Raw genomic sequence first — 11,236 nt, forward strand, 5'->3', positions numbered from 1 at the left:
TCAGTGCATCCCGCCAAACCCGCAGCCGCCCGGCCCGTTGGCGTTGGGGCAGGCGCCGCAGCTGCTGGGTGGCAGGGGTGTTGACTGGGCCGATTCGCTGCTGCTGGTGGCAAACACCGAGAGCTGCTTTTCCAGGTGTTGCGAGTGGCAGGCGGGGCATTCGGGCACGGTGCTGGAGCGCACCAGGGCTTCAAAGGCGTGACCGCAGTCGTGGCAGGCGTATTCGTAGATGGGCATGGCAGAGGTCAGAGAAGGTTGTATCAAGGGGCGTGGCGCCCCGGGTGGGTATTTTCGGCGCGCGGGGCGCGGTTGCAAAGCGGCGGCTGTGGCCTGCCAGCCCAGTCCACAATACGCCCCTGCCCTGGCGGTGCGCGCTGTGCCTGCTGCCGTCAAAATACCAGTCCAATCGGCCTCCAGCGCCCGCCCGGTGTGCGCTGGCAGCTATCAAAACAAGAGTCCACTGTGTCTGCTGCGCTTTCCGTTCTCCACGGCGTTTTTGGCTACCCCGCGTTTCGCGGGCCGCAGGAGGCCATCGTTGACCACGTGATCGCTGGCGGCGACGCGCTGGTGCTCATGCCCACGGGCGGGGGCAAATCGCTGTGCTACCAGGTGCCCGCCATCGTGCGCCAGCAGCAGGGGCGCGGCGTGACCATCGTGGTCTCGCCCCTGATCGCGCTCATGCACGACCAGGTCGGCGCGCTGCACGAGGCCGGGGTGGATGCGGCCTTTCTCAACTCCACGCTCGACTGGGAGCAGACCCAGGACGTGGAGCTGCGCCTGCAAACCGGCGCCATCACGCTGCTGTATGCCGCGCCCGAGCGGCTGACCACGCCGCGCTTTCTGGGGCTGCTGGACGATTTGTACCAACAAGGCCACCTCTCCTTGTTTGCCATCGACGAGGCACACTGCGTCAGCCAGTGGGGGCACGACTTCCGGCCCGAGTACCGCGCGCTGTCCATCCTGCACGAGCGCTACGCCGGGGTGCCGCGCATTGCGCTCACGGCCACCGCCGACGCGCTCACGCGCGCCGACATCATCGAGCGCCTGCGCCTGGAAGAAGCGCAGCTGTTCATCAGCAGCTTTGACCGGCCCAACATCCGCTACACCATCGTCGAGAAAAAAGACGCCACCACGCAGCTCTTGCGCTTTATCGAGCGCGAACACGCGGGCGATGCGGGTGTGGTCTATTGCCAATCGCGCAAGCGCGTCGAGGAGCTGGCCGCCACGCTGGTGGAGGCGGGCATTGCCGCCCTGCCCTACCACGCTGGCCTGCCTGCCGACGTGCGCCAGCAAAACCAGAACCGCTTTTTGCGCGAAGAAGGCATCGTCATGGTGGCCACCATCGCCTTTGGCATGGGCATAGACAAACCCGACGTGCGCTTTGTCGGCCATGTGGACATGCCCAAAAACATCGAAGGCTATTACCAGGAAACGGGCCGCGCGGGCCGCGACGGTCTGGCCGCCGATGCCTGGATGGCCTATGGTTTGCAGGACGTGGTGAACCAGCGGCGCATGATCGACGAGAGCCCGGCGGGCGAAGAATTCAAGCAGGGGCTGCGCGGCAAGCTGGACGCCCTGCTGGGCCTGGCCGAGGCCACCGACTGCCGCCGCGTGCGGCTGCTGGCCTACTTTGGCGAGGTGTCCGAACCCTGCGGCAACTGCGACAACTGCCTGCACCCGCCCGAGGTGTGGGACGCCACCGATTGCGCGCGCAAGCTGCTATCGACCATTTACCGCGTCCACCAGAGCAGCGGCATCGGCTTTGGCACCGGCCACATCATGGACGTGCTGCGCGGCAAGAAGACCGAGAAGGTCGAGCAGTTTGGCCACGACAAAATCTCCACCTTCGGCATTGGCGCCGAATTTACCGAGCCGCAGCTGCGCGCCGTGCTGCGCCAGCTGCTGGCCACCGGCGCGGTGGGGCTGCACAAGGTGCTGCTCGAGAGCGGCCACGGCTTTGACACCCTGTGCCTGACCGACGCCTCGCGCGCGGTGCTGCGCGGCGAAGTGCCGGTGCGCCTGCGCGCCTCCACCGCCGCCGCCAGCGGGCGCGACCGCAAACGCCGCAGCCCCGCCGGCACGCTGCCTGCCGCCGCCGCCAACCTGGGCCAGGACGCGCAGGTGCGCTTCATCAACCTCAAAGCCTGGCGCGCCGAAGTGGCGCGTGAGCATGGCCTGCCCGCGTATGTGATTTTTCATGACGCGACGCTGGCGGCCATTGCCCAGCTGCAACCGCGCACGCTGGCCGATTTGCAGGGCATCAGCGGCATGGGCGCGAAAAAGCTCGAAGCCTATGGGGCCGATGTGCTGCGGGTGTGTGGGGGGTAGGGCCGCATTCAGACCTGAAAAATCCCATGAATTACGTAGAAAAAATAAATACTTTGTTAAAACCAAAACAAGGTGGATCTCCCTTGGTGCTCGACCTTTTTGCGGGGTGTGGTGGACTTGCTTTGGGGTTCGAGGCTCAAGGATTTGAGACGCTTGGTTTTGAAATGGACAGCGATTGCTGTGCTACCTATAAGAAGAACCTGAGTGGTGATTGCATTCAGGCAAAGATAGATTCAAGTTATGAGTTTCCCAGAGCGCAAGTAGTGATTGGGGGGCCGCCGTGTCAGCCATTCAGTGTCGGAGGACACCAAAAAGGAATTAGAGATGCGCGGGATGGTTTTCCTGCATTCATTTCTGCGGTTGAGCAGGCCAAGCCTGATATTTGGATGTTTGAAAATGTCCGTGGACTAATGTATAAAAATAAGAATTATCTTGAAACCATCATTTCAGAACTTGAAGGTATGGGCTATATTGTTGAATATAAACTGCTGCATGCAGTTCAATATGGTGTTCCGCAGAATAGAGAGCGCATGATTGTGGTGGGCCATCGGGGAAGCTTTAAATTTCCTATGATGCAAAAAAATAAGGTGACAGCGGGAGATGCACTGGGAGATATAGCTCATCTAGTTGACTCAGAGTCAAAATTTCTGACGCCGAGTATGGATATGTATGTGGCCAAATACGAAAAAGCATCCAAATGTATTACGCCCAGAGATTTGCATCTGGACAGGCCCGCCCGGACGGTTACTTGCCGCAATCTGGCCGGTGCAACAGGCGATATGCACAGAGTCGTTTTGCCAGACGGTCGTCGCCGTCGGCTCACGGTACGAGAGGGTGCAAGGCTGCAAAGTTTTCCTGATTGGTTTGAATTTCAGGGCAAAGAATCCAGCTGCTATAAGCAGGTTGGCAATGCGGTACCGCCACTGATGGCCTACGAAATCGCCCAGTCGTTTAGGAGTTATATCGACTCTACGGATCGCCTAGATTCGGTGGCTGTTCATTCTAGAAAAAATCCAGTGCAGCTTTCGTTGTTGTCTGAATAGATACGGAATAGGTTTTACATGCAAAAAATGGTTGCTGAGGCTTTGGCTATTCTTCAAGCACTGGGGGTTCCAGCCAGTGATTTGACAAGTCGTCGCCAAGAGAGAATGGCCAAAGCTTTCATGTCGGTTGCCGGACTGAAGCCAGGAATGAAATGGGCAGAAATAAAAGACAACAACGATGAGCATCGGCTGTTGTCACGTCAAATCATCACCCATATGAATTCCTATTGGGGAGAAAATATTTCTTCTGGCTCCTACGACGATATTCGTCGGAAAGACATGGCGCTGCCTGTAGCGGCATTGGTGGTTTTGAAAAGTGCAAAAAACCCCAATGCCAACACCAACGATGGAACACGCGGTTTTGCCATCCATCCGGCCGCTGCAAAAGCCATTCGGAAATATGGGGATGTGGGGTGGCAGCAAGCGGTAGAGGAATTCCATCGCGATCAACCGACATTGGCCTCCAGACTCAGCAGAGTGCGAGATTTGGCTCGCGTGCCCGTGCAGATCAACTCCAAGGTGAAACTGACGTTCAGTGCAGGTAAGCACAATGATTTGCAGAAAGAAATTATTGAATCTTTCTTGCCTATCTACGGTCATGGGGCTGAAGTTCTGTATGTGGGGGATACAGCAAAGAAAAATTTGTTTCTTGATGAAAATGGACTCAAAAAAATCAATTTTTTTGAGTTGGCCCATGACAAGCTTCCTGATGTGGTCGCTTATTCTGCAAAGAAAAATTGGCTTTACTTGATTGAGGCTGTCACCACCGCCAACCCGATCACCGAATTGCGACGCAGTGATTTGCTGAGCGCTGCTTCGGAATGCACCGCTAGCCTGATTTTTGTGACGGCATTTCTCGATCGAGATACCTATCGGAAATTCGCCAAAGATATTGCGTGGGAAACAGAGGTTTGGATCGCTGATGCGCCGGAACACATGATCCATTTCAATGGCGACAAATTTCTGGGGCCGCATCCATAGCCGGGGTGCGGTGCATTGGGGCGCTTGGGCAGCGCGCCGCGCTGCCCGGCACTACCATGGCGCGCATGATTTCTCTCCAAGACATCCGTGACGCCGCTGTGCGTCTGCAAGGGCAGGTGCTCGATACGCCCTGCGTCGAATCGAAAACGCTCTCGCAGATCGTGGGGGCGCAGATTTTTCTGAAGTTCGAGAACCTGCAGTTCACTGCCTCGTTCAAGGAGCGCGGGGCCTGCAACAAGCTGGCGCTGCTCACGCCCGAGGAGCGCGCGCGTGGCGTGGTGGCCATGAGCGCGGGCAACCATGCCCAGGGCGTGGCCTACCACGCGCAGCGCCTGGGGCTGCGCGCTGTCATCGTCATGCCGCGCTTTACGCCCAGCGTGAAGGTCGAACGCACGCGCGGCTTTGGCGCCGAGGTGGTGCTGCACGGCGACACCCTCGAAGAAGCCCGCGCGCACGCCTACGCCCTGGCCGATGCCCAGGGCCTGACCTTTGTTCACCCCTACGACGATGCCGCCGTGGCCGCAGGCCAGGGCACGCTGGCGCTGGAGATGCTGCGCGCCGTGCCCGATCTGGACACGCTGGTGGTGGCCATTGGCGGCGGCGGGCTGATGGCGGGCGTGGCCACGGCAGCCAAAGCGCTGCAGCCGGGCATCGAGATCATCGGCGTGCAGGCGGCGCGCTTTCCGGCCATGGTCAATACCATTCTGGGCACGCACCACCCGCAGGGCACCTCGACCATTGCCGAGGGCATTGCCGTGGGCACGCCGGGCACGCTGACGCAGGAGGTCATCCGCCGCCTGGTGGACGATTTGCTGCTGGTGGACGAGGGCGATATCGAACAGGCCGTGCTGATGCTGCTGGAGATCGAGAAAACCCTGGTCGAGGGCGCCGGTGCCGCCTCGCTGGCGGCGCTCTTGCGCTACCCCGAGCGGTTTCGCGGCAAGCGCGTGGGCCTGGTGCTGTGCGGCGGCAACATCGACCCGCTGCTGCTGGCCGCCATCATCGAGCGCGGCATGGTGCGCTCGGGCCGGCTGGCGCGTGTCCGCGTCAGCGCGCGCGATGTGCCCGGTGCGCTGGCGCGCATCACCGCCGCCGTGGCCGATACCGGGGCCAACATCGAAGAAGTCCACCACCAGCGGGCCTTTACGCTGCTGTCGGCGCAAAACGTCGAGATCGAGCTGGTGCTGCAAACGCGCAGCCAGGCCCATGTGGCTGAGGTGCTGGAGCACCTGCGCGCCGCCGCGCTGGAGGCGGTGCTGGTCTGAGCGCGGCCAGCGCTGCACAGTGCAGTGCCCCGGCGCCCCACAGGCCCCCCGGCCCTTTTGTCAATCACCGCCCTGGCCGTACGTGCCGGGGCTCACATCTATCTTGCGAGGAATACCCCATGCGCCCCGGACACGCTTTGGTTCTTTTTTCTGGAGGCCAGGACTCCACCACCTGCCTGGCCTGGGCACTCACGCACTTTGCCCATGTCGAAACCATCGGCTTTGACTACGGCCAGCGCCACGATGTGGAGATGCGTGTGCGGCTGCAGGTGCTGCAATCGCTGCGCGCGCAGTTTCCGCATTGGGCCGAGCGGTTGGGTGAAGACCATGTGGTGGACTTGGCCGTGCTGGGCCAGATCAGCGACACGGCCCTGACGCGGGACACCGCCATCGCCATGACGGCAGCGGGCCTGCCCAACACCTTTGTGCCGGGGCGCAACCTGCTGTTTTTCCAACTGGCGGCGGCGGTGGGCTACCGGCGCGGCCTGCACACGCTGGTGGGCGGCATGTGCGAGACAGACTTTTCTGGCTACCCCGATTGCCGTGACGACACCATCAAGGCATTGCAGGTGGCTGTGTCGCTGGGCATGGGCCAGCGCTTTACCTTCGAGACGCCGCTGATGTGGCTGGACAAGGCGCAAACCTGGGCACTGGCGCAGCAGCTCGGTGGCGATGCGCTGGTGGCCACCATCGTGGCGCAATCGCACACCTGCTACGAGGGCGTGCGTGACGTGCTGCACGCCTGGGGCTATGGCTGCGGCACCTGCCCGGCCTGCGAACTGCGCCGCGTGGGCTACGAGCGCTGGCGGGCCGCAGACACCGGGAAGCCGATTGCAGGCGCATAACCTCATGCACGGTTTGCATACTTTTGCCCACTGTCTGACAGACAAAAGTGCGGCAGATTCATAAAATCGACATCCCAGCCGACCCGCGCCATTTGTAAAGCTGCCTTGCCTGCGGGCAGCTTCATTCTCTTGCCGCCCGCCGATAGCGTTCCAAGCCGTTTTTTCAAAGACCGCACCTGAGCCCGCGCCAGGGTGCGTTTTCTTTGAAAAACCGGTTTTTTAATTGAAGGAAGCTCCCCGATGAACGCCCCCTCCATGCAAGGTCTGGATATTCAGGCCCCCGCCTACGTCAAGAACGCCAAGCTGATCGCCTGGGTTGCCGATATGGCTGCACTGTGCAAGCCCGATAGCATCTACTGGTGCGACGGCTCGCAGGAAGAATACGACCGCCTGTGCCAGCAGCTCGTCGATGCAGGCACCTTCAAAAAGCTCAACCCCGCCAAGCGCCCCGGCAGCTTCCTGGCCTGGTCTGACCCATCCGACGTGGCCCGCGTGGAAGACCGCACCTACATCTGCTCCGAGAAGAAAGAAGACGCCGGCCCGACCAACAACTGGATGGCCCCCGCCGACATGCGCGCCACGCTGCAACCGCTGTTTGACGGCTGCATGAAGGGCCGCACCATGTACGTGGTGCCGTTCTCCATGGGCCCGCTGGGCAGCCACATCGCCCACATCGGCGTGGAGCTGACCGACAGCGCCTACGTGGCCGTGAACCAGAAGCTGATGACCCGCATGGGCAAGGCCGTGTACGACGTGCTGGGCGTGGAAGGCGAATTTGTGCCCTGCATGCACACCGTGGGCGCCCCGCTGGCCGCTGGCGAAAAAGACACCACCAGCTGGCCCTGCAACCCCAGCACCAAGTACATCGTTCACTACCCCGAAACGCGCGAAATCTGGTCGTACGGCTCGGGCTATGGTGGCAACGCGCTGTTGGGTAAAAAGTGCCTGGCGCTGCGCATCGCCTCCACCATGGGCCGTGACCAGGGCTGGCTGGCCGAGCACATGCTCATCCTGGGCGTGACCAATCCCGAGGGCAAGAAGTACCACGTCGCGGCCGCCTTCCCCAGCGCCTGCGGCAAGACCAACTTCTCGATGCTGGTGCCGCCCGAGGCTGGTTTTGCGGGCTGGAAGGTCACCACCATCGGTGACGACATCGCCTGGATCAAGCCCAACGCCGACGGCAAGATGTACGCCATCAACCCCGAAGCCGGTTACTTTGGCGTGGCCCCCGGCACCAACATGCACACCAACCCCAACTGCATGCGCAGTCTGGACAAGAACGTGATCTTCACCAACGTGGCCCTCACGGACGATGGCGATGTGTGGTGGGAAGGCATGGAAAAAGACACCGGTGCCGTGCCCGAGCACCTGATCGACTGGCAAGGCCGCGACTGGACGCCGCAGATTGCCAAAGAAACCGGCGCCAAGGCTGCCCACCCCAACTCGCGCTTTACCGTGGCCGCCACCAACAACCCGGCGCTGGACGCGCAGTGGGACGATGCCAACGGTGTGGCCATTGATGCCTTCATGTTCGGTGGCCGCCGCTCCACCACGGTGCCGCTGGTCACTGAGGCGCGCACCTGGATGGAAGGCGTGTACATGGCCGCCACCATGGGCTCTGAAACCACCGCTGCCGCCTTTGGCGCCCAGGGCGTGGTGCGCCGCGATCCGTTCGCCATGCTGCCGTTCTGCGGCTACAACATGAGCGACTACTTCCAGCACTGGCTGGACATGGAGCACAAGCTCGAAGCCACGGGCCACTCGCTGCCCAAGATCTTCTGCGTCAACTGGTTCCGCAAGGGTGAAGATGGCAAGTTTGTCTGGCCCGGCTACGGCGAGAACATGCGCGTGCTCAAGTGGATGATTGACCGCATCGAAGGCCAGACCAGCGGCCAGGACACGGCGCTGGGCATTGCCCCGCAGTACAGCGAAATCAACTGGACGGGGCTGGACTTCTCGGCAGCGCAGTTTGGCACCGTCACCAGCATCGACAAGGCCGCCTGGGCCGACGAGCTGCAACTGCACAGCGCCCACTTCGAGCAGCTGGCTTACCACCTGCCGCAAGAGCTGCTGCAAACCAAGGCTGCCCTTGAGCAGCGTATTGCCGCCCTGTAATCCACCGCGCGCGCCGCTGGCGCCTGCCCACAAAAAGCCGCTCTGCCGCCTTGTGCTGCCGGGCGGCTTTTTTGTAGGTGCTGGTGGGAGGGGCTGGCGGCGGCCATGCGTCCGGGCCAAGGGCGCATGACGCTTTGGGGCGCAGCCGCAGTCAGTCCTGCGGCGAGGTTTCGAGCCGACCCAGGTCAAAGCCCATGCCCGCCAGCCGCTGCAGCAGGGCCTGGTAGGCGGCGGCATCGACCTGCGGCGTTCTGGCCAGAATCCACAGGTACTCTTTTTTCGGCTCGCTCACGGCCACCAGTTGGTATTGCGCGTCCAGGTCGATCACCCAGTAATCACCCCACACCCCGGGCAGCCAGCCCAGCCACGCCGGGGCAAAGCGCACCTGCAATTGGGCGGAGGTGGCTGCGCCCAATTGCCGGGCCACGCCCATGGCTTCGTTCAAGACACCGTTTTGCAGTCTGCAGCGGTTGATGACCTGCACCGTGTCGTCTGGCTGCAGCCTGTATTGGGCTTGTGTGGCGCCAGTGCATTTTTTCTGGAACCAGTTGGGGTATTTGGCAATTTCAAACCAGGTGCCCATGTAGCGCGGCAGATCGAGCGTGGCGATGGGGTGCAGGGCGCCGGTGCTGGCGGATGGGGCGGGCACAGATGCGGCGCTGCTGGCGTCGGTGTCGGCGGCCAGGGCGCTGAGGCAGCCCAGACCGAGCAGTGCGGCCAGCGCCGGGGCGGTGAAGGAGAGGGGGGGGTACATGGGCGGGAGCGGCCTGTAGGGTGGCTGGCAGCCATTCTAGCCAGCCGATGCCAATTTTGAAGCCAAAACAGCCTCCAGCCCTTATGCAGCAAGCGCGATAAGCTATTCAATTTATAGCAGATCAAGAGCGGCGCGCTGCCCTGTGGGGCGGGTGGGCCGGATGGCGGCCCGTGGCGCAGACGCTTTGCCTGCCAAGGCGGTGCAGCCAGCAGGCCCGATGCCGTGTGGCCGCCCGGTGCGCCACAGCAAAGGCAGAATCCTGCGCACGCCCTGTTTTGCCCTGACCCCATCCCCATGAAAATCCAGCTGCTCTCTGACCTGCACCTCGAAGTCCACCCGCACTTTGCCCCCGAACCCGCCCCCGGCGCCGATGTGCTGGTGCTGGCGGGCGACATCGGCTCGTACCAAAGCGGCTCGCTGCTGCCCGATGGGGACTTTGGTCTGGCGCGGTTTTCTCCGCTGCCGCAGTTTGCGGACTGGCCCACGCCGGTCATTTTTGTGCCGGGCAACCACGAGTACGACGCCCAGGATTTTGATGCCGCCCACCTGCGCCTGCGCCGCGCCTGCGACCGCCTGGGCCTGCACTGGCTGGAGCGCGAAACGCTGGTGCTGGACGGGGTGCGCTTTGTCGGCACCACGCTGTGGAGCGACTTTGATGCGCTGGCCGAGCACGAGCGCTGCACCGACCTCACACGGCGCCTGCGCCTGCGCGACAAGGCCTTTCGGGCGGCCAATTTCTACCTGCGCAAAACCGGCGGCACGCGCGGCGGAGAGCCATTTCTGGCCGAGGCCCTGCGTACCCAGGCGCTGACTTGCCAGGAGTGGCTGGGCGCGGCCCTGGCCCAGCCGTTTGCCGGGCCCACCGTGGCCGTGACGCACTTTGCCCCCAGCCTGCGCAGTGCCGATCCGCGCTACGGCCTGGTGCCGGGCACGGCGGGTTTTTGCAATGCACTGGACGATTTGCTGGCGCATGCGCAGCTGTGGCTGCACGGCCACCTGCACACACCCATTGACTACACCGTGCAAGGCACGCACCCCGGTGGCGCGCCCTGGCAGTGCCGGGTGGTGGCCAATCCGCTGGGCTATGCCCGTAAAGCCGAACAGGAAAGCTTCTTGCCGCAGTGCTGCGTCACCGTATGATGTTTGGCACGCCTTGACCTTTCATTTTCGGAGAAAAGCATGAACATTCTGTTGGCCGTTGACGGCAGCCCCTACACCAAAAAAATGCTGGCCTATCTGGCTGCCCACGAAGAACTGCTGGGCACCATGCACAACTACACCGCTATCAACGTGCAACTGCCCCTGCCCACACGTGCCCGCGCCGCGCTGGACAAGGGCCTGGTAGAAAGCTACTACGAAGAAGAGGCCCAAAAGGTGCTGGAGCCCGTACGCACTTTCCTTGGGCAAAAAGGCATTCAGCTCCAGACCATCAGCAAAGTGGGCCATGTGGGCGAAACCATTGCCGCCGCCGCTGAAGCCGACAAATACGATCTGCTGGTGATGGGCTCGCACGGCCACGGCGCGCTGGCTACCTTGGTGCTGGGCTCCATCACCACCCAGGTGCTGGCCAACAGCCGGGTGCCTGTGCTGGTGGTGCGCTGATCGCGCTGCTGCCTTTCTGTTTGCGCCCCATCCGCGCCGCCCTGCCTGTGTGCAGGGCTTTTTTCTGGCCGATTCAGCGTGCCGCCAGCCCCTGAAAACAGGTGCGCAGCACCAGCGCAATGATTTCTTCGTCTGAGTGCTGCCCGCCTTCTTTCAGAAACCCCACTACCGGGTCGCAGGCGCGGGCGTACAGCGTGTAAAGCACCACCAGCGGGGGCAGCGACGGGTCGAGCACCCCTTGGGCCTGGGCCTGGGTGATCCACTGGCCCACCTGGTCACTCACGGCCACCAGCCCCTCAAGGT

General features: G+C 62.4%; 11 protein-coding genes and 1 pseudogene. 8 read left to right on the top strand and 4 right to left on the bottom strand.

Going from position 1 to position 11,236, the window contains the following annotated elements; all coding sequences use genetic code 11:
- Window positions 1-237, bottom strand: coding sequence for an FmdB family zinc ribbon protein (locus PHX69_RS11530; protein ID WP_288043827.1), 237 nt, complete (start codon window positions 235-237; stop codon window positions 1-3).
- Between the two features lie 225 nt (window positions 238-462).
- Here PHX69_RS11530 and recQ point away from each other — a divergent pair, with 225 nt between their 5' ends.
- From recQ to queC, 5 genes are all read left to right on the top strand, one after another.
- A complete protein-coding gene (gene recQ, locus PHX69_RS11535; protein ID WP_288043828.1) occupies window positions 463-2,328 on the top strand; it encodes a DNA helicase RecQ in 1,866 nt (621 codons plus the stop codon).
- Between the two features lie 26 nt (window positions 2,329-2,354).
- A complete protein-coding gene (locus PHX69_RS11540; RefSeq protein ID WP_288043829.1) occupies window positions 2,355-3,371 on the top strand; it encodes a DNA cytosine methyltransferase in 1,017 nt (338 codons plus the stop codon).
- An 18-nt stretch (window positions 3,372-3,389) separates the two neighbouring features.
- Window positions 3,390-4,352 carry a BsuBI/PstI family type II restriction endonuclease gene (locus PHX69_RS11545; protein WP_288043831.1) on the top strand — a complete coding sequence of 321 codons (963 nt, stop codon included), beginning with the start codon at window positions 3,390-3,392 and terminating at the stop codon, window positions 4,350-4,352.
- Between the two features lie 65 nt (window positions 4,353-4,417).
- The gene (locus PHX69_RS11550) at window positions 4,418-5,617 is read left to right on the top strand and encodes a threonine ammonia-lyase (RefSeq protein ID WP_288043832.1); all 1,200 of its coding nucleotides are present in this window, start codon (window positions 4,418-4,420) and stop codon (window positions 5,615-5,617) included.
- Between the two features lie 119 nt (window positions 5,618-5,736).
- Window positions 5,737-6,462, top strand: coding sequence for a 7-cyano-7-deazaguanine synthase QueC (gene queC / locus PHX69_RS11555; protein ID WP_288043833.1), 726 nt, complete (start codon window positions 5,737-5,739; stop codon window positions 6,460-6,462).
- Window positions 6,463-6,464: 2 nt separating this feature from the next.
- Here queC and PHX69_RS11560 read toward each other — a convergent pair whose 3' ends face one another.
- A complete protein-coding gene (locus PHX69_RS11560; protein ID WP_132750360.1) occupies window positions 6,465-6,719 on the bottom strand; it encodes a hypothetical protein in 255 nt (84 codons plus the stop codon).
- Here PHX69_RS11560 and PHX69_RS11565 point away from each other — a divergent pair.
- Window positions 6,703-8,577, top strand: coding sequence for a phosphoenolpyruvate carboxykinase (GTP) (locus PHX69_RS11565; RefSeq protein WP_119012079.1), 1,875 nt, complete (start codon window positions 6,703-6,705; stop codon window positions 8,575-8,577). The genes PHX69_RS11560 and PHX69_RS11565 overlap by 17 nt on opposite strands.
- A gap of 151 nt (window positions 8,578-8,728) precedes the next feature.
- Here PHX69_RS11565 and PHX69_RS11570 read toward each other — a convergent pair whose 3' ends face one another.
- Window positions 8,729-9,331: a lipocalin family protein gene (locus PHX69_RS11570; protein ID WP_288043834.1), complete on the bottom strand. Its 603-nt coding sequence runs from the start codon at window positions 9,329-9,331 to the stop codon at window positions 8,729-8,731.
- 294 nt (window positions 9,332-9,625) lie between these two features.
- Here PHX69_RS11570 and PHX69_RS11575 point away from each other — a divergent pair, with 294 nt between their 5' ends.
- Together PHX69_RS11575 and PHX69_RS11580 are read left to right on the top strand one after the other, a co-directional pair.
- Window positions 9,626-10,471: a metallophosphoesterase gene (locus PHX69_RS11575; RefSeq protein WP_288043835.1), complete on the top strand. Its 846-nt coding sequence runs from the start codon at window positions 9,626-9,628 to the stop codon at window positions 10,469-10,471.
- A 39-nt stretch (window positions 10,472-10,510) separates the two neighbouring features.
- Complete coding sequence (locus PHX69_RS11580) at window positions 10,511-10,933, top strand: universal stress protein (RefSeq protein WP_119012076.1); 423 nt, start codon at window positions 10,511-10,513, stop codon at window positions 10,931-10,933.
- Window positions 10,934-11,006: 73 nt separating this feature from the next.
- Here the strand turns inward: PHX69_RS11580 and PHX69_RS11585 are convergent.
- Window positions 11,007-11,236: pseudogene (locus PHX69_RS11585) on the bottom strand (TetR/AcrR family transcriptional regulator); the annotation flags it as partial.

It is taken from the genome of Simplicispira sp. (assembly GCF_028687295.1).
GTDB lineage: Bacteria > Pseudomonadota > Gammaproteobacteria > Burkholderiales > Burkholderiaceae_C > Simplicispira > Simplicispira metamorpha.

What these genes read in the sequence shown, in the direction of transcription:
- PHX69_RS11530 (WP_288043827.1), bottom strand. Translation starts at nt 237, where the DNA reads ATGCCCATCTACGAATACGCCTGCCACGACTGCGGTCACGCCTTTGAA.
- PHX69_RS11540 (WP_288043829.1), top strand. Translation starts at nt 2,355, where the DNA reads ATGAATTACGTAGAAAAAATAAATACTTTGTTAAAACCAAAACAAGGT.
- PHX69_RS11545 (WP_288043831.1), top strand. Translation starts at nt 3,390, where the DNA reads ATGCAAAAAATGGTTGCTGAGGCTTTGGCTATTCTTCAAGCACTGGGG.
- PHX69_RS11550 (WP_288043832.1), top strand. Translation starts at nt 4,418, where the DNA reads ATGATTTCTCTCCAAGACATCCGTGACGCCGCTGTGCGTCTGCAAGGG.
- queC (WP_288043833.1), top strand. Translation starts at nt 5,737, where the DNA reads ATGCGCCCCGGACACGCTTTGGTTCTTTTTTCTGGAGGCCAGGACTCC.
- PHX69_RS11565 (WP_119012079.1), top strand. Translation starts at nt 6,703, where the DNA reads ATGAACGCCCCCTCCATGCAAGGTCTGGATATTCAGGCCCCCGCCTAC.
- PHX69_RS11560 (WP_132750360.1), bottom strand. Translation starts at nt 6,719, where the DNA reads ATGGAGGGGGCGTTCATCGGGGAGCTTCCTTCAATTAAAAAACCGGTT.
- PHX69_RS11570 (WP_288043834.1), bottom strand. Translation starts at nt 9,331, where the DNA reads ATGTACCCCCCCCTCTCCTTCACCGCCCCGGCGCTGGCCGCACTGCTC.
- PHX69_RS11575 (WP_288043835.1), top strand. Translation starts at nt 9,626, where the DNA reads ATGAAAATCCAGCTGCTCTCTGACCTGCACCTCGAAGTCCACCCGCAC.
- PHX69_RS11580 (WP_119012076.1), top strand. Translation starts at nt 10,511, where the DNA reads ATGAACATTCTGTTGGCCGTTGACGGCAGCCCCTACACCAAAAAAATG.